This window comes from Pseudomonas sp. 2822-17 (genome assembly GCF_002742485.1).
GTDB classification, from domain to species: Bacteria; Pseudomonadota; Gammaproteobacteria; order Pseudomonadales; family Pseudomonadaceae; genus Aquipseudomonas; species Aquipseudomonas cyclaminis.
In genome coordinates this window covers 149,562-176,191 of record NZ_LJRZ01000738.1, presented here as the reverse complement: position 1 = coordinate 176,191, position 26,630 = coordinate 149,562, and the positions used below count along the sequence as shown (strand labels likewise).

Below are 26,630 nucleotides of genomic sequence, written 5' to 3'. Positions count from 1 at the left end.
CAGGCTTGCCCTGCGCCGGGCTGCGCAGCGGCCCCATTACTCAACAACCCCGCTCACCCGAGACTTTGTGGCGAATGGTGTTAGGGCCGCTGCGCAGCCCAGCGCGGGGCAAGCCCGCTCACCACATAGAGCAAGCTCGCTATGCGCAGAGCAAGATCATTGAAATGACCAACCAGCTGTTCCCTGAAGCGGCCTACAGCACCACCCGGCCTACTCTTTCCCCACAGCCAGACTGAACGGCGAAAAACCCGCAAACGCCCAGCGCAACGCCAAGGCCGCCGGGCGCCACACCGCATGCTCCACGGTCACCGTCCACAACCGCTGCGCACCTTCAAACGCCGCCACTTCGGGGCCATCGAGTATCAGCGCGGTACGCCCGGCAATCTGCAACACGTCCCCCGATTCAAAGTCGATGAACAGCAGCCCTGCCACCGGGTTGGCTGCCAGATTGCCCAGGGTGTTGAAGAACAGGTTGCCGGCAAAGTCCGGGATGGTCAGGACATTGCCATCGACGTGCACAAAGCCGGTGTTGCCGCCGCGATGGGACACGTCCACCGAGCGTTCGCCATCCGCGTCCACATAGCTGGCGACGAAGAAGGTGTCGGCTTGGCGAATCATCGTTTGTGCGTCAAGGTCCAGGATGGCAGTGCGTTCGGCCACGGTACCGGCTTTGCGTGCGACGCCCTCCACGGGCCGCAATTGGATGTACTTGGGGCAGTTGCCGAAGGTGTGCACCACGTCTACCGAAAACCCCGCGTGATCCAGGGCGCCGATGCGGCCGTTCATGCGGTTGCGGCGGCGGGTGTTGAGGTCGATGCCCAGCACACCCACCGCAGCGCCGAGGTGCAAGGCCGTGCGGGCGGGATCACTGGCAGACGGCAGGCTGTCGACCTGCAAGTCGTGCGGGTCGGGCGAGTGGGCGAACCCCGGCGCGCCTTCCACCAGCGTCGCCCAAGGAAGGCCCTGCTCATCCACTACGCCGAGCAGCAGGTACGGCAACCAGGGATAAAAGTCGCGATGCTGCTCCGGCAAATGATCGCGAATCACTTTGGGGCCAACCACGGCCATGCGTTCGGCCACGCCGGCGCTTTCCTGCATCTGCCGTTCACCGGCATGCCAGGGGGACTGTTCGATAGGGTTCATGGCGAGCACCTCCAATGGGATGTGTCGATGCTGCGCGCTGCACGGCGGCGAGAGAATACCCACGCCAGGCAATCCACTGTTACGCCAGCTGAAATGCCGGATGACCGCGCAACGCCGCCACACAATGGTCGACAAAACTGCGCACGCGCATCGGCGCATTGCGGCCCTCGCGATACACCACGTTGACCGGCAGCGGCGGCCCTTCAAAGGCCGGCAGGATCCGGCGCAATTGCCCGCTGTGCAGCGGCTCGTGCAGCGGATAGCTCAGGCAACGCACCACACCGGCACCCTGCACGGCTGCGTTGATCGCGCCTTGCACCGTGGAGCAACCCAACCGCGCACGGGCCTTGAGCAAATAGCCGGGAAACTCCCACCGCACCTGATCGGCACTGGCGATCAACTGATGCTGCTTGAGCTCGCTCGGGTGCCGGGGTTCGCCGTGGGCGGTGAGGTAATCGGGGCTGGCGCAGAGGATTTGCCGCACGTGCCCGAGCGGCCGCGCAATCAGCGCAGAACTGGGCAGCGCGCCCACCAGGATCGCCACGTCCAGGCCATCTTCGTGCAGGTTGGGGTCGTAGTCGTGATAACGCGCCACTACGCGCACGTTGGGGTAACGCTCCAGGTAGTCGGCCAATACCGGTGCCATCAGGTAACGGCTGAACAATAACGGCAAAAATACCCGCAGAGTGCCCTGGGCCTGCACGTGCAACCCCTTGGCCGAGGCTTCGGCGGCGTCCACACTGGCCAGCAGGCGCTGGCAGTCGGCCAGGTAGGCGCTGCCGGCGTCGGTCAGGCTCACGCCTTGGGTGCTGCGTTGCAGCAACGTCACGTGCAGTCGCGTTTCCAACCGGGCGATTGCGCGCACCAGGGTCGGGCCGGAGACACACGCACGGCGCGCCGCCGAGGCCAGGCTCGGTTGACCGGCCAAGGCCGCGAACAGCTGCATATCGCGATAACGCTCCATCAGCCGCGCCGCTGGAGCGCCGCGTCCTGGCCCAGGCGCTGGCTGAGAAAATCCACAAAGGTGCTGACCTTGGCCGGGACACGGCCGCTGTTCTGGAACACCAACTGGATCGGCAGCGGTGCCGGTTCATAGGCCTCCAGCACAATCTCCAATTCACCGGCCGCCACTGCCGCCGCGACTTGGTACGACAGCACACGAGTCATGCCCCAACCCAGGCGCGCCAGGCTGATCGCCGCGTTGTTCGCCGAGACGACCAGGCGCGGTTCGATGGGCACCGTCAGCGTCTGGTCGCCCTGGACAAACGCCCACTCGCTTACCGATTGGCCGCCAGAGGATAAGGAAATGATCCTGGCCCCACGCAATTGGTCGGGGTGTTCGGGCCGACCGTGCTCGTCGAGATAGCCGGGCGACGCGCACACCACACGGCGCAACTCGCCCACCCGGATCGCCTGCTGCGCCGGCTCATGCAGATGGCCGATGCGCACGGCCACGTCGACGCCCTCGTCCGTCATGTTCACCACGCGGTCCACCAACAAGGCATTGATGTTCACATGGGGAAAGCGGTCGAGATAGTCACCCAGCGCCGGCGCCACATACAGCTCGCCAAACAGCACCGGTGCGGTCACTGTCAGCTGACCGCAGGGGATGGAATAACTGCCCGCCGCCGCTTCCTCGGCTTCGTCCAGCTCGGCGAGGATGCGTCGACAATCTTCCAGGTAGCGCTGGCCGGCTTCGGTCAGGTGCAGGCTGCGCGTGGTGCGCGCCAGCAGTTGGGTGCCGATGCGTTGCTCCATGGCCGCGATCGCACGGGTTACGCTGGGTGGCGAGGTATTGAGGCGGCGAGCGGCGGCGGCGAAGCCCTCCTCCTCGGCCACGGCCAGGAACACCTGCATTTCGTGAAATCGGTCCATCGGGGGCTCCTGTAGTTTTTTGTGGCGGGGGAGCTTGCTCCCGTTGGGTTGCGCAGTGGAACTGAAAAGCCGGGAGCGCTGCGCACTCCAGCGCGAGCAAGCTCGCTCACCACAGTAGCTCGCTCACCACAGTAGCTCGCTCACCACAGTAGCTCGCTCGCCACAGGGGTTCATATCATGCCGCTTGCAACCCCACCGCCGTACGCGGCATGCCGACAAAACCCTCGAGTGCCTCAATGCGCGCGAGCCAGCCACGCACTTCAGGGTAGTCGGCCAGGGACACATTACCTTCCGGCGCGTGGGCGACGTAGGTATAGAACGCAATATCGGCAATGCTCGGTTGCTCGCCGGCCAGGAAGCGGGTTTCACTCAGTTGCTGCTCCAGCAATACCAACAAGGCATGGGCACGGCTGATGGCCGCCGCCGCATCCACGTCAGCGCCAAACACCGTGGCCAACCGCGCCGTCGCGGGCCCTGCATGCAGTTGCCCGGCAGCCGCCGACAGCCAACGCTGAACCCGCGCCTGCCCTGCCGGATCACTCGGCAGCCATTGGCCATTGCCGTATTTCGTGGCGAGGTAAACCAAAATTGCATTGGAATCGGCGAGCACGGTGCCGTTGTCGTCAATCGCCGGCACCTGGCCGAAGCGGTTGATCGTCGTAGTGAACTCGGCGGATTTGTGCGCGCCTTGCTTGAGGTCAACCAGGATAAATTCCGTAGGCAGGCCCAACAGGGAGAGCATCAGCTCAGCCCGGTGGGAGTGGCCGGACAGCGGGAAACCATAGAGTTTGATCGCGGACGGGGACATGAACGGCTCCAAAAAGTGGGGTATCGACGACCAGCATCGTCCGCCGCTGCGCTGATCGTTGGAATCACCAGGAACTACAATCCAGTATTTCACCTGGCGAAACAATCACGCACGCTCTTCAAGCCGATCGCGCAAAAACCGATGACTCACCGAAAACAACCGTCGGTAGGTGAGCAGCACCGCCCCTACCGTGCCCAACGCCGACGATGCGGCGATCAAAAACATGATCACGATCTGATACCGCACCGCGTCCACCGGACTTTCCCCCGCCAGTACCTGGCCGGTCATCATGCCGGGCAGGCTGACGATGCCGACCACGGTCATCTGGTTCAGCGTCGGGATCATGCCGGCGCGCACAGCTTGGCGGATGGCTTCCTGGGCGGCTTCCCAGCGTGAGCCGCCGAGGGCCAGAATCATTTCGATGGTGTTGCGGCCCGAAGTGAGTTCCTGGGTCATGCGTTCGATGCCCAGGGACACGCCTGTCAGGGTGTTGCCGAGGATCATGCCCAGGATCGGGATCGCGTATTGCGGCTCGTACCAGGGGTGAATGCGGATCACCGCAAACAGGCCCACCGCTGTCACCAGCCACGAACTGCCCCACACCGACAGGATGCTGTCGACCTTTTGCCCACGGTAAGTCCTGCGCCCACGCCCCGCCGCCGACAACCCCGCGATCAAGGTCATCGCACACATCAAGGGCAGCACCACGTACCAATAGGCGAACTCGAACACCCAGCCCAGCAGATAACCGATGGCCAGCAATTGCACCACGGTGCGCACGGCCGCCCACAACAGTTGGCGCCCAAGGCCCAGGCGCAGCAGCAACGACAACGCGCCGTTGATCAGGATCAGCGACGCGGCGATGCCCATGTCCAGCGCGGTAAGGTTTTGATAGTTCATGGCTGGGCCGCTCCGCTGAGGACACCGGCACTCATGTGCAGGTGGATGTCGCTCATGCGCCGGGCCTGTTCCAGATCGTGGGACACCCAGATATAGGCACGGGCCTTGTCGCCGGCGAACCAGGCATCGATCAACGCTTCCACATCGCGCGATGACGCAGGGTCGAGGGCGGCGGTGGGTTCGTCGAGCAACAGCACTTCAGGATTGAGTTGCAGGGTGCGGATCAGCGAGACCACTTGAGACTCACCGCCCGACAGGTCCAACGCGTTCTTGCTCAAAAAATCCGCCGCCTTGCCGGCATGCCCCAGCAAGGTCGTCACCGCATTCCGGTCGAACTGGCGTTGGCGCAGGGTCTTAAGGCTGAACGGGAAACGCAGGTTGTCCTCCACCGTGCCTTCAAGCAGCGCAGGGCGCTGGGACAGGTAGCTGATATGGCTGCGGTAATGGGGGATCTGCGCGTTGGCGATCGGCTGGTTGTTCCACAGCACTTGCCCGGAACTCGGCGTGTCGAGCAAGGCCAGCGCACGCAGGAACACGCTTTTTCCAGAACCGGATGAACCGGTGATAGACACGCGGTCGGCGCGCTTGAGGGTGAAATCCGTGGGCTGCAGCAACGCCACCTGGCGGCGCTCGTCCATGCGCGTCAGGCCGCGGGTCTGTATCAAAGGGGTGTCAGTCATGCACTCTTTACTCGGTTGAACGGCTTGCAATCCACTGCCTCGCTGCCTATATTCCGTGCCTGGCGCTGTCTACGCCACCTTCCGCGGAAAGGGCTGCGCCCAGGATCCTTGACTGAATATCACACTTCTACGACTCCCAACCTGAAAGCGGAAAAGGTTTGTGCAAGGAGATCGTATGCCGCAACGCCCGTTATCTTCCAACACCGATGGCCGTCTCAACCTTGAGCAGCAGCGCAAGCGCGCCAAGGAGCTGTTGGCGCGCCTCAAAGCCCAGGACCCGACTGCGACTTTGTCCAAGGCTCAATGGCAGATCGCCAAACAGCTCGGCTTCAGCAGTTGGCCCAAGCTCAAGGCCCATATCGACGCCCTCGACTTCGCCGCCCGCCACCCTGGTTTCGACGCCAGCGATGAAGCCCGCACCACCCACTGGCGCTGCGGCAATGACATCGCCCATAGCCTGCAAGTGGCGGGGTTCAAGGGCCGGTTCCAGATGCTCAGCGACCCGCTGTGCATGGGCCCGGTGCGTGACCTGCCGAGCCAGGCATTCCGTGCCATGCGCAGTACGTTTATCAGCCAGTCGTTCAGCATCGCCCCCGCCGATGCCGCGCGCCGCGTCGACGATGAGTACAACCACCTCGACACCCTGGCCAGCGCCGAACACAGCGTGTTGTGGTGCGAGGCGGATGCGTATGACCAACTGTTCCTGATCCGCGCACTGGCCGGCCTTGAGCGGGCGCCGCGCAAGCTGGAGTTGATCGAAGTGGACCGCATCCCCGGCGTCGAGCGCTTTATCGGCATCGGCCAGCTGGCGCCTGATGTGCTCGCCTGGCTTTGGCCACAGCGCAAGCCAATCGCAGACGACGCAGTGCACTTGGCCAAACAGGCCTGGTCGGCCTATTGCGACAGTTCTCCAATAGCATGGGCCGAGTTGGCCCACGGCAAGCACACCGCCCTGCCCTTGCTGGCCCCGGCGCTGTTGCGCCAGCTGCAGGAATTGCCGGGAACACACGACGGTCTATCACTGACCGAGCGCCTGGCCCTCACCTACCTCGCCGAAGCCGGACCCACGCCGTTTGGCCGGGTGTTCGCCGAGTTGATGGCCAAGCGCGAGCAGCTGCCGTTCCTGGGGGACATGATGTTTCATGCGTTGATGCGGCCGCTGATTGATACAGAGCACCCGTTGCTGACCGAGACCGACCCACAAAAACCCTGGCCGCAGCGCCTGTTGGCGCTGACCGCATTGGGCCAGGACGTGCTCCATGGCCAAGCGTATTGGCCCGACCACGCCACGCAAGAGCGCTGGGTCGGCGGCGTGCGTATCACCCCCGGCCAGCCGCATTGGATGATTGATGAACATGCGCATCCGCACTGGCGCAGCCCTACCTGATTCCTGCTGCACCCAACCCAACCCAACCCAACCTACGGGATGATGAACAGTTGCCCTTCGAACGCCAACGCCAGCTCAAGCAACAGGCGTTGGATTTGCAGGAGTAACCGGACTCAGTGCCGCAGCAACTTGCGCAGCGGCACGCCATCCTTGAGCACCGGCGACTTGATCACGATGTAGCTGAAGTACTTGGAGATGCCGATGTTCTTGTCCAACAGGCTTTCCACCACTTCCTGATAGTGCTGGATGCTGCGGGTCATAAAGCGCACCAGGTAATCGTAGCCGCCGCTGATCAAATGGCATTCGAGCACTTCGTCCACCAGGCGGATATTGGATTCGAACTTGGCGAAGTCTTCGCGTTTGTGGTCGCTGAGGGTGATCTCGGTGAACACCGTGACCGAGTCGGTGATTTTGGCCAGGTTCAAGTGCGCCTTGTAGCTGGAAATATACCCCGCCGACTCCAGCCGCTTGACCCGTTGCAGGCACGGGCTGGCCGACAGGCCCACGGCGTCGGCGAGGCTGACGTTGGTCATCCGGCCGTCCTTTTGCAGTTCGACCAGAATACTGATGTCGATACGGTCCAGCTTGACTTGCCCTTCCATTGCCTACCTCTTGACTGCCGTTTGTAAGCAATCTTCTAGCAAAATCAGCGCCGTAAAGACAGCTGATGCTGCGCCACCAGATCCGCCATGCTGTTGATGCAATACTCCGCCGCGCACGGCGAAGGCTGCCGGGCCCGCTGGCGGCCGATCAAACAGCGGTCCAGCGCACCCTCTGCGCCGACCGACGGGCCCGTCACATGCAGCACCGGTTGCATCTCTGCTGCCTGTTCGTTGAGCCATTGCGGGTCATCAGCCAGGGAAATGAAATCTTCCGGTGCAATGCCCAGCCGCTCGCACAACACGCCACGATCCTCGGCATCGCGGTCGCCACGCACCCGCAAGCGGTAGAACTTGCGCAAGTAGAGCATAGCCCCTGGCGCGTCCTCGAACAGTGACCAATTGCCCGCCGAACGGGCGAACGTCATGCCCTCCTCCCAACTGGCGTGCACACCCCAGCGTTCGGCGAGTTGACGGTGGGCAAAACACAGCACGCCACTGAAGCCCAACTCCGCGAAGCGCGGGTACAAGGCTGCGACCACCGCGCCATACTCGGTCAGCACCTGCTCCCTGGACGACTGCCCGCCACGGCTGTCGAGCAGCGGTTGCAGCGCCGCCCACACCCCCGAATCGCGGTCCACCAGCACTTCATCGCAATCGATCAGCAACGCTCGATAATCTGTCAGTCCCATGTGGGGTCAAGCCTCCAATGATGCAGTTCACCCTGAACAGGCACAGGCTCAGTTCAAGACCCGTGCCAACGCGCCGTCGAGGATTTCCAGGGCTTCGTCGATCTGGGCCTCGGTGGCCACCAACGGCGCGAGGAAGCGCAGTACGTTGCGGTACACACCGCATTTGATCACCAGCAAACCACCGGCGCGGGCTTCATCGATCACGCGCTGGTTGAGGTCGGCATCCGGGGTGCGCGCCGGGTCATCCTTGATCAACTCCATTGCCAGCATAAAACCGGTGCCGCGTACGTCGCCGATGCGCGGGTAGCGCGCCTGCAAACCAAGCAGGCCCTGGCGCAGGCGTTCACCCAACACTTGGCTACGGGCCAGCAATTGCTCATGCTCGAAGGCATCGATCACTGCCAATGCCGCCGCACAGGCCAGGGCGTTGCCGCCGTAAGTGCCGCCCAGCCCGCCGGGCAGCGGTGCGTCCATGATCTGCGCCTTGCCGACCACGCCGGACAACGGCAAGCCACCGGCCAGGCTCTTGGCCACGGTGACCAGGTCCGGCTGGATACCGGCGTGCTGGAAACCGAACCAACTGCCGGTGCGGCCGAAACCGGTCTGGATCTCATCCAGGATCAGCACAATGCCGTGCTTGTCGGCCAGTGCGCGCAAGGCCTGGAGAAACTCGGGCGGCGCGGTGAGGAAGCCGCCATCGCCCTGCACCGGTTCGATAATGATCGCCGCGACGCGCTCCGGCGCCACCTGGGTGGCGAACAACTCGTGCAGGGCGTTGAGCGCCAGCTCGCTGGTCACGCCGCGATAGGCATTCGGGTACGGCGTGTGGAACACCTCCGGCGCGAACGGCCCGAAGTTCTGCTTGTAAGGTTGGCTCATGCCGGTGAGCGTAGTGCCCAGCAACGTGCGGCCGTGGAAACCGCCACGAAAGGCAATCACCGCCGAGCGATTGGTATGGGCGCGGGCGATCTTCACCGCGTTTTCCACCGCTTCGGCGCCGGAGGTGAAAAACGCCGCCTTATAGGCCTCCTGCCCACCGATCATTTCGCACAGGCGCTGGGCCAGGTCGAGATAAGGCTTGTACGCCACCACCTGAAAACACGCGTGGGAGACTTTCTGCAACTGCGCCTGCACCGCCTCCACCACCTTGGGGTGGTTATGCCCGATGTTGAGCACACCGATGCCACCGACGAAATCCAGATAGCGCTTGCCATCCACGTCCCACAACTCGGCGCCCTGGGCGCGGTCGATCACCAGCGGGTGCGCGGTAACCAGCCCACGGGGCACGAATTGCTCGCGCTGACGGAGCAAATGAGGGGTTTCGTCGACTTTGCTGTTCATGGCTTTTCCCATCGTGAGTGCGGCAACCGGAAGGTGATTGCGATGCTGTTCAGAGTACGGCGTGCGGGCAACCAACTACGCCGAACTTGGCCCGTGAGAAATGCGGATCCACTGTTTTGCCCTGGCCTTTCAACAGATCCTGCGCCGGGCTTTGGGCGATCATGAGCGTCTCCTTTATCCAGCAGGAACTCCCCATGGCCTTGCTCTACAAAGCCGACCCGGTGCGCGGTAAACACTGGCAGGCACTGTTCGCCGAACACGCCCCCGACATTGAGTGGCGCGCCTGGCCCGACATCGGCAACCCCGCAGACATCGAATACCTCGCCGCCTGGCAAGCGCCGGACGATGTGGCGCAATTGCTGCCCAACCTGAAGGTGTTGTTTGCGTTGTCGGCCGGGGTCGATCAACTCGACCTGTCCCGCCTGCCGCCGGAACTCCCGGTGGTGCGCCTGCTGGATCCAGGCATCACCCGTGGCATGTGCGAATACGCCAGCTGGGCGGTGCTCAGTGTGCACCGGGACATGCTGCGTTACCGTCAGCAGCAGGTTGCGCGTTGCTGGCAGGGGCACCTGTTGCAGCCGGCGGCGAACCGGCGCGTGGGGGTGATGGGGCTGGGGGCGCAGGCGCAGCAGATTCTGGCGACGTTGGCGCCACTGGGGTTTGCGCTGTCGGGGTGGGCGCGCAGCGTTCATCATCTGGCGGGTGTGGAATGTTACGCGGGCGAGGCGCAGTTGCCGGCGTTTCTGGGCCAGTGCGATATTTTGTTGTGTGTGCTGCCGTTGACGGAGCAGACCCGAGGGATTCTGGATCGCCGCCTGTTTGAGCAACTACCCCGAGGTGCGGCGCTGATCAACATGGGCCGTGGAGGGCATCTGGTCGAAGCGGATTTGCTGGAGGCGCTGGGGAGTGGGCAATTGAGTGGTGCGGTGCTGGATGTGCTGCAAGAGGAACCGGCGCCGGCCGAGCATCTGTTCTGGGATCATCCGCAGATTGTGCTGACGCCGCATATTGCCGCGATGACCCAGCCGGCGAGTGCGTTTGGGGGGTTGCTGGAGGATATTCGGCGTCATCAACGGGGGCAGGATATGTTGGGTGAGGTGGATCGGGTACGGGGGTATTGATCCGTTATTTAGCTAGCGGCCAGCGTGTTTTTTGACGGGGCGCCTGAGGTCAGAATCAAAAGCAGATCACAAGCCAGAGCCGAATCACATCTTCCTGAAAATGGAGATTCAAATGTGGGAGGGGGCTTGCCCCCTCCCACATTTTTAACCGAGGACGCCGGGTTGGCCGTTACCCAAACAACGGATATGTATTCATTCAACCAGCCCCCCGGCAATCGCAACCCCAACCTCCCGAGTCGAGCCAACGCCCCCCAGATCCGGCGTAACCACCCCGGAAGCAATCACCTCTTCGATCGCCCGCAAAATCCCATCATGCGCCGCCCGATACCGCGCATCGCCATTCCCCAGAAAATCCAGCATCAACGCCCCCGACCAGATCATCGCAATCGGATTCGCAATGCCCTGCCCATAGATATCCGGCGCCGACCCATGCACCGGCTCGAACAACGACGGAAACCGGCGCTCCGGATCCAGGTTCGCCGACGGCGCGATCCCGATCGTCCCCGCACACGCAGGGCCTAAATCGGACAGGATGTCGCCAAACAGATTCGACGCCACTACCACATCAAACCGGTCCGGCTGCAGCACAAACCGCGCACACAGAATGTCGATGTGCTGCTTGTCCCAGCTCACCTCGGGATAGTTCGCCGCCATCAACGCCGTGCGTTCGTCCCAATACGGCATGCTGATGGAAATCCCGTTGGACTTGGTCGCCGCCGTCAGTTTTTTACGCGGGCGGGTCTGGGCCAGGTCGAAGGCGAACTTGAGGATGCGGTCCACGCCGCGCCGGGTGAACACCGATTCCTGCAGTACGAATTCATGGTCGGTGCCTTCAAACATCTTGCCGCCCACCGACGAATACTCGCCCTCGGTGTTCTCACGGATCACCACGAAGTCGATGTCCCCCGGTTCACGCCCGGCCAGCGGGCACGGCACGCCGGGGAACAGCCGCACCGGGCGGATGTTGACGTACTGGTCGAAGTCGCGGCGGAACTTGAGCAGCGAGCCCCATAGCGAGATGTGGTCCGGGACTTTATCCGGCCAGCCCACCGCGCCGAAGTAGATCGCATCGAAGCCCTTGAGCTGTTCGAACCAGTCATCGGGCATCATCTGCCCGTGTTCCAGGTAGTAATCACAGTGGGCCCAGTCGAGCACGTCGATGCTCAGGTTCAAGTCCCAGATTCTGGCGGCTTGCTCCAATACCCGCAGCCCTTCGGGCAACACTTCCTTGCCAATCCCGTCGCCGGCAATCGCGGCGATTCTGAATGCTTTAGTCATGCTGCATACCCCTTTCAGTTCAACCCGCCAATGTGGAAAGCCTTGACCTCAAGGTACTCATCCAGCCCGTATTTGCTGCCTTCACGCCCCAGCCCCGACTGTTTGATGCCACCGAACGGCGCAACTTCCATGGAAATGATCCCGGTGTTGAGCCCGACCATGCCGAACTCCAGTGCCTCACCGAACCGCCACGAGCGCTGCATGTCCTGGGTGAAATAGTAGGCGCCGAGGCCATAGGGCGTGGCATTCGCCAGGGCCAGCGCCTCGGCCTCGTCGGTAAAGCGCATCAGCGGCGCCACCGGGCCGAAGGTTTCTTCATTGGCCAGCAGCATCTCGGCGTGGCAGTTGCCGAGTACCGTGGGTTGCACGAACTGGCTGTCGCCCGTGGGGATCGCGCCGCACAGCAGGGTCGCGCCCTGGCTCAGGGCATCGTCGATGTGCCGCGCCACTTTGTTCACCGCCGCCGGGTTGATCAACGGGCCGATGGTCACGCCGTCTTCCAGCCCATTGCCGACTTTGAGCTTGCCCACCTCTTCCACCAGGCGCGCGGCGAAACGCGCGTAGATACCGTCCTGCACCAGGATGCGGTTGGCGCACACGCAGGTTTGCCCGGCGTTGCGGAATTTGCTGATCATCCCCCCGGCAACCGCCTGTTCCAGGTCGGCGTCATCGAACACCACAAAGGGGGCGTTGCCGCCCAGCTCCAGGCTCAGGCGCTTGATGTGCTCGGCGCTCTGGCGCATCAGCAAGCGGCCGACGGCGGTGGAGCCGGTGAAGGAAATCTTGCGCACCACCGGGCTGCCGGTCAGGGCCTCGCCGATGCCGGCGGGCAGCCCGGTGATCACATTGAAGACGCCAGCGGGGATGCCCACGCGCTCGGCCAGTACCGCCAGGGCCAGCGCCGAAAGCGGTGTGAGGTCCGAGGGTTTGACGATGATCGGGCACCCGGCGGCCAACGCCGGGGCGCACTTGCGGGTGATCATCGCGTTGGGGAAATTCCACGGGGTGATGGCGGCGCACACGCCCACCGGTTGCTTCAACGTCAGCAGACGGCGATCGCCGCCGGGCGCCGGCATGGTTTCGCCGTAGACCCGGCGCGCTTCCTCGGCGAACCATTTGACGAACCCGGCGCCGTAGCGCACTTCGCCCTTGGCTTCGTTGAGCGGCTTGCCCTGTTCCCAGGTCATGATCAGCGCAAGGTCGTCGAGGTTGTCGAGCATCGCCTGGTACCAGCGCTCCAGCAGCGCCGCCCGTTCGGCGGCCGTGCGTGCGCGCCAGGCGGGCCAGGCCCGTTCGGCGGCGGCGATGGCGCGGTGGGTGTCCACCGCGTCCATGGCGGGCACCCGTGCCAGCAGGTGGCCGGTGGCGGGGTCGTGGATGTCCAGGGTGGCACCGCTGTCGGCGGCGATCCACTGGCCGTCCACATAGGCGAGTTCAGCCAACAGGCTGGGGTCTTGCAAGCGGGTGGTGAGCATGGTCGAGATCCTGATCCGAGACACGCTCCAGTCTAGGGAGGTGCCACGGGCGAGGATGCCGAAAGCGCGGATACAGCAGCGTGCCGTGCTGAAATTACGCCCAGGACGGCAGGCTCTGCTAGGCCTTCAACGAGCCGAGCAAACCTTGCAAAAAGCGCTCGCCGGCGTCCATCTGGCTGATTTCGATAAACTCATCGGGCTTGTGCGCCTGCTCGATGGAGCCCGGCCCGCAGACCACCACCGGCACGTCCAGGCGCTGCTTGAACAGGCCACCCTCGGTGCCGAACGAGACCTTGGACGTGCCGGTGTCCGGCGCGGCGAATTGCTTGAGAAAACGCACCGCCTCGACACTCGGATGGGTATCCAGGCCTGGGTAGACGTTGACGGTTTCAATCTCGATGGCCGCCACGCTGGACAGCTTCTGCGCCTCCCGCACGATGACTTCGGCGCGCTCGCGCATCTGCTCCAGAAACTGATCCAGGTCATCGGCGGGCAAGTTGCGCACTTCGAAATCCAGGGTGCACAGGTTAGGCACGATATTCAGCGCTTTACCGCCGACGATCTGTCCCACGTGCACGGTGCTGTAGGGCACGTCGTAGTCGGTATCCTGGGCGCCATGGCGTTGCAGTTGCTGCTGGCTGTCGCGCAGGGCGGCGATAAAGTCGCAGGCCACATGGATGGCATTGACCGAACGCGGCGCCAGCGACGAATGCGCCTCCAGGCCACGGCAGTAGGTGCGGTAGGAACCCTTGCCCTTGTGCCCGAGCACGAACTGCATATTGGTCGGCTCGCCGATCACACACAGAAACGGTCGCACCGGCGCCAGATGCAGCACATCGAGCAAGCGCCGCACGCCAACGCAGCCGATCTCCTCGTCATGGGACAAGGCCAGTTGCAGCGGGCGGTTCAAGGGATGCTCGGCAGCATCGAGCATGGTGTCGATGGCCAGCGCGATAAAACCCTTCATGTCACAACTGCCGCGCCCGTAGATGCGCCCGTCCTGCACGGTGGCGGCGAACGCGGGAAAGGTCCACGCCTGCCCCGCCGCCGGCACCACGTCGGTGTGCCCGGAGAGCAACACGCCAGGCTGGTTCTTGGGCCCGGTGCTGGCAAACAGGTTGGCCTTCTTGCCGCTCTCGTCCTTGACGATCAGCGACTCGATGCCTTTGGTCAGCAGCAGGTCGCGCACATACTCGATGAGGGCCATGTTCGACTCGGACGACACCGTGTCGAAGGCCATGAGTGTTTTCAGGATGTCCAGTACGCGGGGTTTCATGAGGCCTGGCTCCGTTGTTCGGCAGGTAAGGCAAAACGGCTGATGGAAAACGGCGCAATCGGCGTGCTGGTACTGCCGGTGGCGAGCAGTTCGGCCATCACATCACCGACGCCGGGGCCGAGCTGGAAGCCATGGCCGCAAAAACCAAAAGCATAGAACAGCCCGTCGACGGTGCCGCTGGGGCCCATCACCGGCAGCGAGTCCGGCAGGTAGCCTTCGATGCCGCTCCACACGCGGATGATATTCAGGTTGCCAACGCCCGGCAGCAAGCGGCGCATCTGGCTGATCTGGTTGAGGATACTGCGCGGCTCCACATAGGCGCGGCGGTTTTGCATGTCCGGTTTACTGCGATAACCACCGCCGATGACGATATTGCCGCGTGGAATCTGGCGGAAGTAGATCACTTCCTCGGGGATCTTGGTGTACACGCCGATCACTGTGGGCAAGGCGTAGGGCACCGGTTCGGTCACCGCCATCTGCGGGCCGTGGGTGTCCAGGGGCACCGGTTCGCCGAACTGTGCCGAGAGTTTCTGGCCCCAGGCGCCAGCCGTGATCAGCAGTTGCGCGGCCTGGAACTGGCGGCCGTCGGTGGTGGAGATATGGAAATCTGCGCCGAGTTTTTGTACCTCGGCGACTTCGGTGCGCTCTTCAATCCGGGCGCCCAGGCGAATGGCAGCGCGGGCAAAGGCTGGTGCCGCCAGGCGCGGGTTGGCATGGCCGTCGTGGGGCGCGTAGGAGCCGCCCTTCACGTCCGGGCCCAGGAAACCGAAGCGCTGACGCAACTCGGCGCCGCGATAGATCTTCAGGTCCAGCTGTTCAGCTTCCGGCGCGGCGGCATAGGCTTGCAGCTCGGCGATTTCGTCTTCGCGATAACACACGCGCATATGCCCGCTGGGGATGAATTCCAGGTCATCGTCGATCAGTTCCGGCAGGCGTTTCCACAACGCCCAGGAGCGGTTGGCCAAGGCCAGTTGCCCGAGGAAACGCCCTTGGCGGCGCACGTTGCCGAAGTTGACGCCGCTGGCGTACTGGCCGATCTGGTCGCGCTCCAGCAGGATCACCGACTGCCCGCGACGGCGCAGGAAAAACGCGGTCGCCGAGCCCATCAGGCCGCCGCCGACAATCACCACATCGGCTTTTTGCACACTCATAGCGATACCTCCTCGGTGATCAGCATCGACAGCGGTTTGACCGGCGCCTGGCCGCGCTGGCGGCCGACGTCCTGCACCTGCACGCCTGCCGCTGCCGCGATCACTTCGGCGCCCGCCTGGGAACAATAACGGCCCTGGCAGCGGCCCATGCCGACCCGGCTAAAGGCCTTGGCACGGTTGACTTCGCAGGCGCCCTTTTCGTTCACGGTACGCCGCAACTCTCCGGCGCTGATCATTTCGCAGCGGCACACAATGGCGCTGTCCGGCAGTGCCTTGGCCTGTTCGCTGGGCCACGGGAACGCCTGGGCCAGGCCGAGACGGAATTGGTCCATCACCGCCAGGGCCAGCTGTTGTTGCTCACGCAGCACCTTATCCACCGGTTGCTGTAAATCCTCCAACAGCGCCAACGCCACCAGGCGTCCGGCGTGCTCGGCGGCGTCGGCGCCACGGATTTTCGAGCCGTCGCCGGCCGCATACACGCCTTTCACCGAGGTGCGCCCGGCGGCGTCGGTGGCCAGCCACCACTGGCTCGACGCCTGATCAAAAGCCATGGCGCAGCCGGCCAGGTCGCCCAACTGGGTTTCCGGGCGCAGGTGATACCCCAGCGCCACGGCATCGGCCTGCACGGTTTCGGTCCGCCCGTTGCCGGTGCTGAAGCGCACGCCCATCACGCCATTGGCGGCATCGCCCAGCACCTGCAGCGGCTTGATTCCCACGTGCACCGCGACCTTGGCCCGATACAGTTGCGCCAACAATTTGATCCCGGTGAACAGCAATCCCGGCCGCGCCAGCAGCTTGGGCAAGGCCTTGATCCGCAGGCTTATCGGCGCGGTATCCAGCACCGCCGCCACCGTGGCACCGGCTTTCACATACTGGCTGGCCACCAGATACAGCAGCGGCCCGCTGCCCATGAACACCACGCGGTGACCGATGGACACGGCCTGGTTTTTCAGCGCGATCTGCGCGCCGCCGAGGCTGTAGGTGCCCGCCAGTTGCCAGCCATCGATGGGCATCAAGCGGTCGGTGGCGCCGGTGCAGAGGATCAGCGCGTCGTAGTCCACGGTGCTGTGGCGGCCCTGGCTGACGCAGCACAATTGCCCCGGCGTGAGGTTCCACACCAGGGTGTCGGGGCGGTAGTCGATGGCGTCGCGCAGGCGGTCGAAACTCTGGTGCAGGTCCTGCGCCTTGGCCGCTTCGCTGCCGTACAAGGTGGCGTAGTCGCGGGTGAAGCCCTGGGGCTGGCGACGGTAGATCTGCCCGCCGTCGCGGCGGTTTTCATCAATGACAATCGGGCGGATACCGGCGGCCAGCAGGGTTTCGGCGCAACGCACGCCGGCAGGTCCGGCACCCACAATGACTACCCGTGCAGTGGCCATGTCGCCTCCGGTTGTGTGGTGACAATGTCCAGCCCGTCACGGACTTCGTTGGAACAGGCACGCAGGCGTTCGCCCGAGCGGGTCCACACCCAGCAGTCCTGGCACGCGCCCATCAGGCAGAAGCCGGCGCGGCGGCCGCTGTCGAATTCGGACTGGCGCAAGGCCGTGCCCCGGGTCAGCAGCGCGACCATTAGGGTATCGCCCTGCAACGCTTCGATGGGTGCACCATCCACGGTCAGGCTGACCGTCGGCCGGCCCTGTTCGGCCAGCCTCACAAAACGCCCGTTCATGCATAAGCTCCCAAGGTCATGGTCGTGACGCCCTGCTGGGTGTTCAGCAAGTGGGCGCTGTCGTGGTGGCAGAGGATTTCACTGCCGTTGTCCAGGTGGCGACGGTTCGGCGCGGTGCGGTTGCACAGGCCGTCGATCCGCACCGGGCAGCGGTTGAGGAAGGTACACAGTTCCGGCACGTTGGCCCGCGCGCCGATCGGCGGCAGCTCGCTGCACGTCGTGCCACAGTTTTCCAGCCAACCCTGGCGCAACTCGGGCACCGAGTGGATCAACAGGTCGGTGTAGGGATGGAACGGTGCCTCGGCAAACGACTGGCGGCTGCCGGCCTGCACTTTGTGGCCGCTGTACATCACCACAATGTCGTCGCACAGCGCCCGCACGGTGGAGATGTCGTGGCTGATAAACAGGTAGGACACGCCCAGTTGCTGGCGCAGGTCGCGCAGCAGTTCGAGGATCGCCGCGCCGACCACGGTGTCGAGGGCCGAGGTGACTTCATCGCACAGGATCAGATCCGGTTTGGCCGCCAGCGCCCGGGCCAGGTTGACCCGCTGTTTTTGCCCGCCGGACAGTTCGTTGGGGCGCCGCTCGGCCAGGTCCCGCGGCAGGCGCACCAGGTCGAGCAGTTCGCCGATGCGCGCCTGCAACGCGGCGCCTTTGAGGCCGAAGTACATCTTCAGCGGTCGGCTGAGGATGGTTGCCACACTGTGCATCGGGTTGAGCGCGGTGTCGGCGTTCTGGAACACCATCTGGATCCGCCGAAATTGCTCCGGGGTGCGTGCGGACAGGCTGGCGCCCAGGGGTTGTCCGTCAAAGGTCAGACCGCCGAGGGCCGGGGTCAACAGCCCGGCGACCACCCGCGCCAGGGTCGACTTGCCCGAGCCCGACTCGCCGATCACACCGATAGCCTGGCCACGGCGCACGGTGAGGTCGATGTCTTCGAGCACGCGGATCGCCGGCATGCCGTGCAGGTTCTTGTTGCCGTAGCCAGCGGTGAGGCCGCTGATGGTCAGCAAAGGCGCGTCTTCAGCCACCCCGCAAGGCGGACGAATCGTCGTGTCGGGCCGCGCCGCCGCCAGCAGGCTGCGGGTGTAGGCGTGTGCCGGGGCCTGGAGCAGCGGCGCGGTGGCGCTCTGTTCGAGGATCTGGCCGCCGTTGAGCACCACGATCTGGTCGGCCATCTGCGCCACCACCGCCAGGTCGTGGGACACATACACCGCCGTGGCGCCGCGCTCGCGCACCACGCGCTTGAAGGCGCGCAGCACGTCGATCTGGGTGGTCACGTCCAGCGCCGTGGTCGGCTCGTCGAGCACCACCAGCAGCGGGTCGCTGATCAGCGCCATCGCGGCCATCACCCGTTGCAGTTGCCCGCCGGAGACCTGGTGCGGGTAGCGCTGGCCGATGTGTTCGGGATCCGGCAGCGCAAGGTCGTGGAACAGGCCGATGGCCTTGGCCTGCAAGTCGGCGCGGGTGCCGAGGCCGTGGATCAGGGCGCCCTCCACCACTTGGTCGATGAGCTTTTTCGCTGGGTTAAAGGCCGCTGCCGCGCTTTGCGCGATATAGGACACGCGATTGCCGCGCAGGCCTTGCAGCTGTTTTTCGCTGAGGGCGAGCATGTCGTGTTCACCGACCTGCACCACTCCGCCGGACAACCGGCAGCCACGCCGCGCATACCCCAGCAACGCCAGGGCGATGGTGGTCTTGCCCGAGCCAGACTCGCCAATCAGCGCCAGCACTTCACCTTTTTGCAGGGCAAAGCTCACGCCCTTGACGATTTCCACCTCGCCGCGCTCGCCACAGGCGACCACGCGCAGGTCTTCGACGCGAATCAATTCGGTCATTTCAATGGCCTCCCGAGCGTCGACTATGTCGGGACGACAGATAGTCGATCAGCAGATTCACGCCGATGGTCAGCGTGCCGATGGCCAGCGCCGGAATGATGATGGCCAGCGCGCCCTGGCTGAGGCCGCCGATGTTTTCCCGCACCAGGGAGCCGAGGTCGGCATCGGGCGGTTGCACGCCCAGGCCGAGGAAACTCATGCCGCTGAGCAACAGCACGATGTAGCCGAAACGCAGGCCCAGGTCAGTCAATACCGGGTTGAGCATATTCGGCAGGATCTCCATGCACGCCACATACAACCGGCTCTCGCCACGGGTACGCGCGACCTGCACATACTCCAGGGCCTCGATGTTGACCGCCATGCTGCGGGCGACGCGGAACGAGCCGGGGATATAACTGATCACGGCCGTACAGATCAGCAGCGTTACCGATGAACCAAAGGCCGAGACCATGATCAGCGCCAGCATTTTGCTGGGGATCGAGATAAAGGCGTCCATGATGCGGCTGATGATTTCGTCCAGCCACTTGGGCGAGACCACTGACAACAGCGCACATCCGGTGCCCAAGGTGCTGGCCAGCAATGCCGCCACCAGTGCCAGCCCGACGGTGAACCGCGCGCCCACCATCACCCGGCTGAGCATGTCGCGGCCCAGGTAATCGGTGCCGAACGGGTGCGCCAGGCTGAAGCCTTCAAAGATGTTATCGGACACCACCTCACCCACCGGATGGGGGGCAAGCCACGGACCCAGCAGTGCCACCAGCAGCCAGGTGACGCACACCATGCCGCCCACCAGCCCCAGCCACGACGGGCCACTGGAGACCTTGGCGAGCGCCAGGGCAGAGGAAAGGGGCTTGGACTTCGCAATGAGCGGATTCATTGGTTTCTCAGCCTCGGATTGGACAGGATCGCGCACAGGTCGGCGAGCAGCACCAGGCCCAGGTAGGCCGCGCAAAACAACATGGTGCACGCCTGCACCAGCGCCATGTCGCGGTTGGTTACAGCATCGACCATCAAGCTGGCGATGCCGGGGTAGTTAAAGATGGTTTCGACGATCACCACACCGCCCAACAGGTAAGACAGGCTCAGGGCGATGGCATTGGCAATCGGCCCGATGGCATTGGGCAAGGCATGGCGCAGCACGATACGTATCGGACTGACGCCTTTGAGGCGGGCCATTTCCACGTAGGGGCTGTCGAGTTGGTCGATCACCGCAGCGCGGGTCATGCGCGCCATTTGCGCGATGATCACGCAGCACAGCGTCATCACCGGCAAGGCATAGGTGCGCATGAATTGCAGCGGTGAGCTGATGTCACTGGCATACGAGAGTGCCGACAGCCAACCGAGGTTGACCGCGAAAATCAGGACCGCCAGGGTTGCCACCAGAAATTCAGGCACCGCGACCATCGCCAGGGTGACGAAGCTCAGGCAACTGTCGATGCGCCCGCCCCGGCCCATCGCCGAACCGATGCCGAGTATCAGTGCCACCGGCACCGAGACCAGCGCCGTGGCGCCCGCCAGCATCAAGGTGTTGGGCACCCGGCCCGCCATCAGTTCACCCACCGGCATGGCGTTGGATACCGACACGCCCATGTCGCCGGTGAGCAGGCTCATCAACCAGTGCAGGTAACGCAACACACCGGGCTGGTCCAACCCCAGTTGCAGGCGCAGCGCCGCCACCTGTTCCGGGGTGGCGAACTGGCCCAGGGCTTGTTGCGCCGCGTCCCCTGGCAGTACCGCCGTGATCGCGAACACGACCATGGACACGATCAACAAGGTCACGACCCCGGCGCCCAGGCGCCGGCCGATCAACCACAGTGTATTGCTGTTCATCGCACCGCCCTCCTCAAGCGTCCAACCACACCTGCTCGGCGAACATGTAGCCCATGAAGCCGCCCAGCGGATTGCTGTCGTAGCCCTTGATACGCTGGTCCACGCCATCGATGTTGCTGATGAACACCGGGATGCCGATACCCGCGTGGTCATGCACCAGGGTCTGCATGTCGGCGTACATCCTGGCGCGCTTGGCGTCGTCGGTTTCGCCGCGTGCCAGCATCAGCAATTGGTCGAACTGATCGTTCTGCCAGCCGGACTCGTTCCACGGCGCCTTGGACTGGAAGAACTGCGAGAACATCACGTCGGCGTTGGGCCGTGGGTTGATGTTGCCGAAGCTCAACGGGTGCTTCATCCAGTGGTTGGACCAGTAGCCATCGCTGGGCAGGCGGTTCACGTCGAGCTTGAGCCCGGCCTGTTTCGCCGATTGCTGCAACAACACGGCGATGTCCACCGAACCGGTCGCGGCGGGCGACGCCATCAGCGGCATGGTGATGCTTTCCATACCGGCTTTTTTCAGCAGGAACTTGGCCTTTTCCGGGTCGTAGACCGTCTGCGGCAGGTCGGTGTTGAAGTAACGCGAACCCGGCGCAATCGGCTGGTCATTACCCACCACCGCAAAGCCACGGAACACTGCGGACTTGACCTGTTCACGGTCCAGCAGCAGTTTCATGGCCTGGGTGAATTCCGGGCTTTTGCCGGGCATCTGGTCCTGGCGGATGATCAAGTCAGTGTAGTTGCCCGACGGCGCATCGACGACGCGGTGTTTGGCACTGGCCTTGATGCGCGTGGTGGAGCGCGGGTTGACCTCGTTGATCATGTGCACGTCGCCGGACAGCAGCGCGTTGACCCGCGACGGCTCGTCGCCGATGGCGATGAATTCGATCTCGTCGAGGTACGGCAGACCCGGTTTCCAGTAGTTCTTGTTGCGCACCGCAATCGAACGCACGCCCGGCTTGAACTCGCCGACCGTGAACGGCCCGGTGCCGATGCCTTTGTTGAAGTCGGTGGTGCCTTCGGGAACGATCAGCAGGTGCGACACGGCGAGGATCGACGGCAACTCGGCGTTGGGTGCACTGAGGCGGATCTGCACTTCGTTGGGCCCGCTGGCCTTGATCTCGGTGAACTGCTCCAGCAGGGCCATGACTTTGGAACCGGTGATCGGGTCTTTCTGGCGGCTCAGGGAGAACACCACGTCGGCGGCGGTGAGTGGCTTGCCGTTGTGGAAGGTCACGTCCTTGCGCAGGGTGATGGTCCACTGGGTGGCGTCGACATTGTCGATGCGCTCGGCCAGCTCCAGTTGCGGCACCAGGTGTTTATCGAAGCGGGTCAGGCCGTTGTAGAACATGAAATGGCGCACGTAGTCGGTGGACAGCGCGCCCTTGGCCGGGTCGAGGGTGTCGGCGGTGGAACTGGACATACCCGCCACGCGGATCTTGCCGCCCGGCTTGCCCTTGCCGTCCACCGCGGCTTCATCGGCAAACAGCTTGCCGGCGGCACCGAACAGGCTACCCGCCCCGGCGGCGGCCACACCGGCCACGCCGAGCATCTGCAGGGCGTTGCGGCGCGACATGCCACGATTGAGACCTTCGAAAATCCGCAGGCTGTCCTGGCCGGAAATGAGGTCGGGGGTGTTTTTGTTGTCAGTCATAGCAAGGCTACCTGTCGATAATCGGAAGAATCGAGTGCTCACGGATGTCCGGAGCGTCCTGGAAACGCAAACGACGGTGACGCAACAACGGCAACTCAGTGCAAATAGTCCTGGAAGCGGTAGTAGGCGCCCACAAAGGGCAAAAACCAGGGCTTGCCGAAATGCCCGGGAATCGCCGGCCATTCCAGTTCGCGCCACGGGTTGGCGGCGGCATTGCCGGCCATGACCTCGGCCATCACCTGGCCCATGTGCACCGACATCTGCACGCCATGGCCGCTGTAGCCCATGGAATGGAACACGCCGCCATGCTGGCCGGCACGGGGCAGGCGGTCGGACGTCATGTCCACCAGGCCACCCCAGCAGTAGTCGATCTTCACGTGCGCCAACTGCGGGAACATGTTCAACATCGCCGCTTGCAGCACCTTGCCGCTCTTGGCGTCGGAGACGCTGTCGGACATCGCAAACCGCGCACGCCCGCCAAACAGCAGGCGGTTGTCCGGGGTCAGGCGAAAGTAGTTGCCGATCATGCGGCTGGTCACATACGCCCGGTGTTGCGGCAGCAACTGGTCGATGAGCGTCTGGGGCAAGACTTCGGTAGCGATGACAAAACTGCCTACCGGCACGATGCGCCGGCGGTACCAACCCAGGTCGCCGTGCTGGCAGGCGCCGGTCGCCAGCAGGACTTGCCCGGCGTGCAGCGAGCCCTTGGCGGTGTTGACCTGATAACCGCCGGCCTGGGCTTTCCAGTCCCTGACTTCGGTGTGCTCGTGGATCATCGCCCCACGCCGCGCCGCCGCTTCGGCCAAGCCGACACCGAAGCGACCGACATGCATCTGCACGCCGTTGCGTTGCAGCAAGCCGCCATGGAACTGCATCGACCTGACTTCAGCACGGGTCTGTTCGGCATTGAGCAGTTCGACCTCGGCATCCACCTCGCGGCGGATCAGCTCACAGGTGCGGGCCAGGCCTTCGTAATGCATAGGCTTGGCCGCCAGCTTGAGCTTGCCGTTGCGCACCAGGTCGCAGGCGATTCCTTCCTGCTCGACCAGCGATACCACGCTCTGCACCGCACTTTCGTAGGCCTGGTAATAGGCTCGCGCCTTGGCCGCACCGAGGCTGGCGTGCAGCCCGGCATAATCCTGGGCCACGCCGGTGTTGCACTGCCCACCGTTGCGCCCCGAGGCCTCGCCGATCACCCGTCCGGCGTCCAGCACCACCACGCTGGCGCCCTTGAGCGCCAACGCCCGCGCTGCCGCAAGGCCGGTGAAACCGCCGCCGACCACAGCCACATCGACCTGCTTGGGTAAGTCACCCAACTGGGCGCCGGTAAACGCCGGTGCGGTGTCGAGCCAATAGGATTCGCTGCCCATGTCTTGCCCCTTGTGTGCGTTACAGGCCGACCAGCGCCGGCAGCCCACCGATATCGGTGATCTGCTGATAGCCGTAGAACGCGTTGCCCGGCACTTCATGGCCCCGGGCAACAAACGCTTTGTTCTTGATCTTCATGTCATGGGCCGGCATCAGGTCATAACGGAAGCTCGAAGACACATGCAAGATGTCTTCCGGACCGCAGTTGAGGTTATCGAGCATGAACTCGAAAGCCGCCAGGCGTGGCTTGTAGGCCTGGGCCTGTTCGGCGGTGAACACCTTGTGAAACGGCGCGCCGAGCTTGTCGACGTTGGACATGATCTGACTGTCGCTGGCATTGGAGAAAATCACCAGGGGGATCTTGTCGGCAATCTTCGACAGACCGGCCGGCACATCGGCGTGAGGGCCCCAGGTGGGTACGGCGTCGTAATACAGCTGGCCTTCTTCGCGGTAGTCGATGCCCCAGCGCTTGCAGGTACGGGCCAGGGCGGTCTTGAGGATTTCGTCATAGGGGCGCCAGTCGCCCATGACCTGGTCGAGGCGGTAGGCGGAGAAGTCCTTGACGAATTGGTCCATCTGCTCGGGTTTGATGCGGTCGGCGAACAGCTCGCGGGTCATGGTGCCCATATGGAAGTTGGTCAGCGTGCCGTAGCAGTCGAACGTAATGAATTTGGGACGAAGAAAGCTCATGGAGTGCGGTCCTGAAGTTCGTTGAGTGTGACAAGGGTTCACTGCCCTGGCGGCGCGTCGGCCTCGTTGCAGCACAGGTTCATTACACCACTGTGAAATCAGCATATGCCGTCTAAAACAGGCTGTGCTCAATACAAACCACCGTTTTGGGGGTTGGGCTCAGCAGAGTTTGCGGTGTGTGCCAGGCTTGGGCGGGGCCTGTGTTTGTGCGCTTTTAGGGGGCTTTGCGGGGTGCGGGGCTTTGGGATGGGGGTTGGGGGCGGCAGAAAGTGTGGTCCACGAATTCAAGCCTGCGTGCGGCCAGCGTGTTTAACGGGCGCCTGAGATCAAGATCACAATCAAAAGCGCAGATCAAAGCAGGCTATGAACTATCTGCCTGATGTATGGAGATCAAAATGTGGGAGGGGGCTTGCCCCCGATGGCGGCCTGACAGCCGACCAGGATGTTGGATCTGACCGAGTACATATCCGTTTCTGCGGTAACGGCTACTTAGGGTTACGCCCTTACGGCGTGTCACTTTTGTAAAGGCACAAAAGTAACCAAAAGGCCTTCGCCCCAACACTCGGCACCTCGCTTAGGCTCGGTGTGCCCGAGATCAAGATCAAAAGCCAGAGCAACAGCAACAGCAACAGCGTAAGAGCAAGCAGTTGTGTAGATACCTATGCCCCGATGAGGGAGTGTCAGTTGATGCATCTGTAACTGAACCACTGCTATCGGGGGCAAGCCCCCTCCCACATTTGGACCGAGTTCGACTTAAAAACCCGGTCGGCTCTAAAGCTGCCGCGCTCTTGCTTTTGATCTCGAATCGCCCCGTCAACCACGATGACCGGAACCCCATGGCATTTACTACCGCCGCCCCACAAGAATTAAGTACGACCTGTGGCCCAACCCCCTCCCCGCCCAAGGAATCTACCGAATATCTCCAGCCCCCTTGCCAGCCTCCAACCCAGGTGGGATACAAGCAACCTGACACCGCACACACACTGCTCTATGGAGGCTCGCCATGTCCGCCCTGCCACACCCCGCTTATGTCTACCGCCCGATGACCGTGGCCGACCTGCCAGCCGCCCACGCCCTGTCGGTGCAACTCAAATGGCCCCACCGCCTGGAAGACTGGGCGATGTTGCAACGGGTCAGCGATGGCTTCGTGGTAATCGACGGCGAGCGGTTGATTGGCAGCGCGTTCACCTGCCCCCAGGGCGATTACGCCACCATTGGCCTGGTGATCGTCAGCAATGACTACCAGGGCCAGGGCATCGGTCGCCGGTTGATGGAACAGGCCATTGCCGCTTGCGGGGCACGCACACCGGTGCTCAATGCGACCCTCGCGGGTGCGCCGCTGTATGCCAGCCAAGGCTTTGTCGAGTTCGGTCACGTGCAACAACACCAGGGTCAGGTACAAGTGCCCGAGCGGCCAACCCTGGCCGAGGGCGAAAGCTGTCGTGCACTGAATGCTGATGACCACACCGCCCTGCTCGCGCTCGCCAAGGCCGCCAGCGGGATGGACCGGCGTGACGTGCTGCGCGACCTGCAGGTAGAACACGCCGTGGGTATCGAGCGCGACGGTCAGTTGCGCGGCTTCGCCCTGCTGCGACCGTTTGGGCGCGGTCGCTGCATCGGCCCGGTGGTCGCCGAAACCATCGATCAGGCCAAGCACCTGATCGCCACCCTGCTCGCCCAGGTACCGGACGCCTTTGTACGCATCGACATTCCCGTCGTCTGCGGTCTCAGCGACTGGCTCGAACAGGCCGGTCTGAAGAACATCGACACCGTCGCGCAGATGGCCAAAGGCACGCCGCCCCAGGCCAGCCAGGGCGTATACCCCTTTGCCCTGATCACCCAGGCCATCGGCTGACTTTTC

The 26,630-nt window shown here is 63.7% G+C and carries 24 protein-coding genes; 3 read left to right on the top strand and 21 right to left on the bottom strand.

What is annotated here, in order from left to right; all coding sequences use genetic code 11:
• Positions 1-210: 210 nt before the first annotated feature.
• The 6 genes from AOA60_RS24920 to AOA60_RS24895 form a co-directional block, all read right to left on the bottom strand.
• Positions 211-1,143 (bottom strand): pyridoxamine 5'-phosphate oxidase family protein, encoded by a 933-nt coding sequence (locus AOA60_RS24920; protein ID WP_099586581.1) that lies wholly within the window; start codon positions 1,141-1,143, stop codon positions 211-213.
• A gap of 79 nt (positions 1,144-1,222) precedes the next feature.
• Complete coding sequence (locus tag AOA60_RS24915) at positions 1,223-2,107, bottom strand: LysR substrate-binding domain-containing protein (protein ID WP_099586580.1); 885 nt, start codon at positions 2,105-2,107, stop codon at positions 1,223-1,225.
• On the bottom strand, positions 2,107-3,018 hold the full coding sequence (locus AOA60_RS24910; protein WP_099586579.1) for a LysR family transcriptional regulator: 912 nt from the start codon (positions 3,016-3,018) through the stop codon (positions 2,107-2,109). Before AOA60_RS24910 ends, AOA60_RS24915 begins: the two co-directional genes overlap by 1 nt.
• A gap of 175 nt (positions 3,019-3,193) precedes the next feature.
• Positions 3,194-3,826, bottom strand: coding sequence for a glutathione S-transferase family protein (locus AOA60_RS24905; protein WP_099586578.1), 633 nt, complete (start codon positions 3,824-3,826; stop codon positions 3,194-3,196).
• Between the two features lie 105 nt (positions 3,827-3,931).
• Complete coding sequence (gene fetB / locus AOA60_RS24900) at positions 3,932-4,726, bottom strand: iron export ABC transporter permease subunit FetB (protein ID WP_099586577.1); 795 nt, start codon at positions 4,724-4,726, stop codon at positions 3,932-3,934.
• Positions 4,723-5,406, bottom strand: coding sequence for an ATP-binding cassette domain-containing protein (locus tag AOA60_RS24895; RefSeq protein WP_099586576.1), 684 nt, complete (start codon positions 5,404-5,406; stop codon positions 4,723-4,725). Before AOA60_RS24895 ends, fetB begins: the two co-directional genes overlap by 4 nt.
• Positions 5,407-5,581: 175 nt before the next feature.
• On the opposite strand from AOA60_RS24895, the gene AOA60_RS24890 reads away from it, so the two are divergent.
• Complete coding sequence (locus AOA60_RS24890) at positions 5,582-6,793, top strand: DUF1835 domain-containing protein (RefSeq protein WP_099586575.1); 1,212 nt, start codon at positions 5,582-5,584, stop codon at positions 6,791-6,793.
• A gap of 113 nt (positions 6,794-6,906) precedes the next feature.
• On the opposite strand, the gene AOA60_RS24885 is transcribed toward AOA60_RS24890, so the two are convergent.
• The 3 genes from AOA60_RS24885 to gabT are packed head-to-tail and all read right to left on the bottom strand — an operon-like array spanning position 6,907 to position 9,425.
• Entirely contained in the window at positions 6,907-7,395 is a 489-nt protein-coding gene (locus tag AOA60_RS24885) for an Lrp/AsnC family transcriptional regulator (protein ID WP_010449292.1), read from the bottom strand.
• 44 nt (positions 7,396-7,439) lie between these two features.
• A complete protein-coding gene (locus tag AOA60_RS24880; RefSeq protein ID WP_099586574.1) occupies positions 7,440-8,084 on the bottom strand; it encodes a 2-haloalkanoic acid dehalogenase in 645 nt (214 codons plus the stop codon).
• A gap of 48 nt (positions 8,085-8,132) precedes the next feature.
• Complete coding sequence (gene gabT, locus AOA60_RS24875; RefSeq protein ID WP_099586573.1) at positions 8,133-9,425, bottom strand: 4-aminobutyrate--2-oxoglutarate transaminase; 1,293 nt, start codon at positions 9,423-9,425, stop codon at positions 8,133-8,135.
• Between the two features lie 194 nt (positions 9,426-9,619).
• Between gabT and AOA60_RS24870 the strand changes: the two genes are divergently transcribed.
• Entirely contained in the window at positions 9,620-10,546 is a 927-nt protein-coding gene (locus AOA60_RS24870; RefSeq protein ID WP_099586572.1) for a glyoxylate/hydroxypyruvate reductase A, read from the top strand.
• Between the two features lie 192 nt (positions 10,547-10,738).
• Here the strand turns inward: AOA60_RS24870 and AOA60_RS24865 are convergent, their stop codons facing one another.
• The 12 genes from AOA60_RS24865 to AOA60_RS24810 all read right to left on the bottom strand — a co-directional run bounded on the left by AOA60_RS24865 (position 10,739) and on the right by AOA60_RS24810 (position 24,769).
• Positions 10,739-11,824 (bottom strand): tartrate dehydrogenase, encoded by a 1,086-nt coding sequence (locus AOA60_RS24865; protein WP_099586571.1) that lies wholly within the window; start codon positions 11,822-11,824, stop codon positions 10,739-10,741.
• A 14-nt stretch (positions 11,825-11,838) separates the two neighbouring features.
• Positions 11,839-13,299, bottom strand: a complete 1,461-nt coding sequence (locus AOA60_RS24860) for an NAD-dependent succinate-semialdehyde dehydrogenase (protein WP_099586570.1) — start codon at positions 13,297-13,299, stop codon at positions 11,839-11,841.
• A gap of 118 nt (positions 13,300-13,417) precedes the next feature.
• Positions 13,418-14,575: an acetylornithine deacetylase gene (argE, locus tag AOA60_RS24855; RefSeq protein WP_099586569.1), complete on the bottom strand. Its 1,158-nt coding sequence runs from the start codon at positions 14,573-14,575 to the stop codon at positions 13,418-13,420.
• A complete protein-coding gene (locus AOA60_RS24850; RefSeq protein ID WP_099586568.1) occupies positions 14,572-15,726 on the bottom strand; it encodes an FAD-binding oxidoreductase in 1,155 nt (384 codons plus the stop codon). Before AOA60_RS24850 ends, argE begins: the two co-directional genes overlap by 4 nt.
• Positions 15,723-17,102 carry an NAD(P)/FAD-dependent oxidoreductase gene (locus AOA60_RS24845; protein ID WP_099586567.1) on the bottom strand — a complete coding sequence of 460 codons (1,380 nt, stop codon included), beginning with the start codon at positions 17,100-17,102 and terminating at the stop codon, positions 15,723-15,725. Before AOA60_RS24845 ends, AOA60_RS24850 begins: the two co-directional genes overlap by 4 nt.
• Positions 17,084-17,392 carry a (2Fe-2S)-binding protein gene (locus tag AOA60_RS24840; RefSeq protein ID WP_099586566.1) on the bottom strand — a complete coding sequence of 103 codons (309 nt, stop codon included), beginning with the start codon at positions 17,390-17,392 and terminating at the stop codon, positions 17,084-17,086. The genes AOA60_RS24845 and AOA60_RS24840 overlap by 19 nt, the downstream gene beginning before the upstream one ends.
• Positions 17,389-19,230 (bottom strand): ABC transporter ATP-binding protein, encoded by a 1,842-nt coding sequence (locus AOA60_RS24835; protein WP_099586565.1) that lies wholly within the window; start codon positions 19,228-19,230, stop codon positions 17,389-17,391. Before AOA60_RS24835 ends, AOA60_RS24840 begins: the two co-directional genes overlap by 4 nt.
• Before the next feature lies 1 nt (position 19,231).
• The gene (locus AOA60_RS24830) at positions 19,232-20,107 is read right to left on the bottom strand and encodes an ABC transporter permease (protein WP_099586564.1); all 876 of its coding nucleotides are present in this window, start codon (positions 20,105-20,107) and stop codon (positions 19,232-19,234) included.
• On the bottom strand, positions 20,104-21,060 hold the full coding sequence (locus tag AOA60_RS24825; protein ID WP_099586563.1) for an ABC transporter permease: 957 nt from the start codon (positions 21,058-21,060) through the stop codon (positions 20,104-20,106). The genes AOA60_RS24830 and AOA60_RS24825 overlap by 4 nt, the downstream gene beginning before the upstream one ends.
• A 13-nt stretch (positions 21,061-21,073) precedes the next feature.
• Positions 21,074-22,711 (bottom strand): ABC transporter substrate-binding protein, encoded by a 1,638-nt coding sequence (locus AOA60_RS24820; RefSeq protein WP_099586562.1) that lies wholly within the window; start codon positions 22,709-22,711, stop codon positions 21,074-21,076.
• A 95-nt stretch (positions 22,712-22,806) separates the two neighbouring features.
• Positions 22,807-24,081, bottom strand: a complete 1,275-nt coding sequence (locus tag AOA60_RS24815; protein ID WP_099586561.1) for an FAD-binding oxidoreductase — start codon at positions 24,079-24,081, stop codon at positions 22,807-22,809.
• 19 nt (positions 24,082-24,100) lie between these two features.
• The gene (locus AOA60_RS24810; protein ID WP_099586560.1) at positions 24,101-24,769 is read right to left on the bottom strand and encodes a haloacid dehalogenase type II; all 669 of its coding nucleotides are present in this window, start codon (positions 24,767-24,769) and stop codon (positions 24,101-24,103) included.
• A 1,003-nt stretch (positions 24,770-25,772) separates the two neighbouring features.
• Between AOA60_RS24810 and AOA60_RS24800 the strand changes: the two genes are divergently transcribed.
• A complete protein-coding gene (locus AOA60_RS24800) occupies positions 25,773-26,624 on the top strand; it encodes a GNAT family N-acetyltransferase (RefSeq protein ID WP_099586558.1) in 852 nt (283 codons plus the stop codon).
• The last annotated feature ends 6 nt before the right edge of the window (positions 26,625-26,630 follow it).

Excerpts from the sequence above, each read along its gene's own strand:
- AOA60_RS24920 (WP_099586581.1), bottom strand. The coding sequence starts at position 1,143 with ATGAACCCTATCGAACAGTCCCCCTGGCATGCCGGTGAACGGCAGATG.
- AOA60_RS24915 (WP_099586580.1), bottom strand. The coding sequence starts at position 2,107 with ATGGAGCGTTATCGCGATATGCAGCTGTTCGCGGCCTTGGCCGGTCAA.
- AOA60_RS24910 (WP_099586579.1), bottom strand. The coding sequence starts at position 3,018 with ATGGACCGATTTCACGAAATGCAGGTGTTCCTGGCCGTGGCCGAGGAG.
- AOA60_RS24905 (WP_099586578.1), bottom strand. The coding sequence starts at position 3,826 with ATGTCCCCGTCCGCGATCAAACTCTATGGTTTCCCGCTGTCCGGCCAC.
- fetB (WP_099586577.1), bottom strand. The coding sequence starts at position 4,726 with ATGAACTATCAAAACCTTACCGCGCTGGACATGGGCATCGCCGCGTCG.
- AOA60_RS24895 (WP_099586576.1), bottom strand. The coding sequence starts at position 5,406 with ATGACTGACACCCCTTTGATACAGACCCGCGGCCTGACGCGCATGGAC.
- AOA60_RS24890 (WP_099586575.1), top strand. The coding sequence starts at position 5,582 with ATGCCGCAACGCCCGTTATCTTCCAACACCGATGGCCGTCTCAACCTT.
- AOA60_RS24885 (WP_010449292.1), bottom strand. The coding sequence starts at position 7,395 with ATGGAAGGGCAAGTCAAGCTGGACCGTATCGACATCAGTATTCTGGTC.
- AOA60_RS24880 (WP_099586574.1), bottom strand. The coding sequence starts at position 8,084 with ATGGGACTGACAGATTATCGAGCGTTGCTGATCGATTGCGATGAAGTG.
- gabT (WP_099586573.1), bottom strand. The coding sequence starts at position 9,425 with ATGAACAGCAAAGTCGACGAAACCCCTCATTTGCTCCGTCAGCGCGAG.
- AOA60_RS24870 (WP_099586572.1), top strand. The coding sequence starts at position 9,620 with ATGGCCTTGCTCTACAAAGCCGACCCGGTGCGCGGTAAACACTGGCAG.
- AOA60_RS24865 (WP_099586571.1), bottom strand. The coding sequence starts at position 11,824 with ATGACTAAAGCATTCAGAATCGCCGCGATTGCCGGCGACGGGATTGGC.
- AOA60_RS24860 (WP_099586570.1), bottom strand. The coding sequence starts at position 13,299 with ATGCTCACCACCCGCTTGCAAGACCCCAGCCTGTTGGCTGAACTCGCC.
- argE (WP_099586569.1), bottom strand. The coding sequence starts at position 14,575 with ATGAAACCCCGCGTACTGGACATCCTGAAAACACTCATGGCCTTCGAC.
- AOA60_RS24850 (WP_099586568.1), bottom strand. The coding sequence starts at position 15,726 with ATGAGTGTGCAAAAAGCCGATGTGGTGATTGTCGGCGGCGGCCTGATG.
- AOA60_RS24845 (WP_099586567.1), bottom strand. The coding sequence starts at position 17,102 with ATGGCCACTGCACGGGTAGTCATTGTGGGTGCCGGACCTGCCGGCGTG.
- AOA60_RS24840 (WP_099586566.1), bottom strand. The coding sequence starts at position 17,392 with ATGAACGGGCGTTTTGTGAGGCTGGCCGAACAGGGCCGGCCGACGGTC.
- AOA60_RS24835 (WP_099586565.1), bottom strand. The coding sequence starts at position 19,230 with ATGACCGAATTGATTCGCGTCGAAGACCTGCGCGTGGTCGCCTGTGGC.
- AOA60_RS24830 (WP_099586564.1), bottom strand. The coding sequence starts at position 20,107 with ATGAATCCGCTCATTGCGAAGTCCAAGCCCCTTTCCTCTGCCCTGGCG.
- AOA60_RS24825 (WP_099586563.1), bottom strand. The coding sequence starts at position 21,060 with ATGAACAGCAATACACTGTGGTTGATCGGCCGGCGCCTGGGCGCCGGG.
- AOA60_RS24820 (WP_099586562.1), bottom strand. The coding sequence starts at position 22,711 with ATGACTGACAACAAAAACACCCCCGACCTCATTTCCGGCCAGGACAGC.
- AOA60_RS24815 (WP_099586561.1), bottom strand. The coding sequence starts at position 24,081 with ATGGGCAGCGAATCCTATTGGCTCGACACCGCACCGGCGTTTACCGGC.
- AOA60_RS24810 (WP_099586560.1), bottom strand. The coding sequence starts at position 24,769 with ATGAGCTTTCTTCGTCCCAAATTCATTACGTTCGACTGCTACGGCACG.
- AOA60_RS24800 (WP_099586558.1), top strand. The coding sequence starts at position 25,773 with ATGTCCGCCCTGCCACACCCCGCTTATGTCTACCGCCCGATGACCGTG.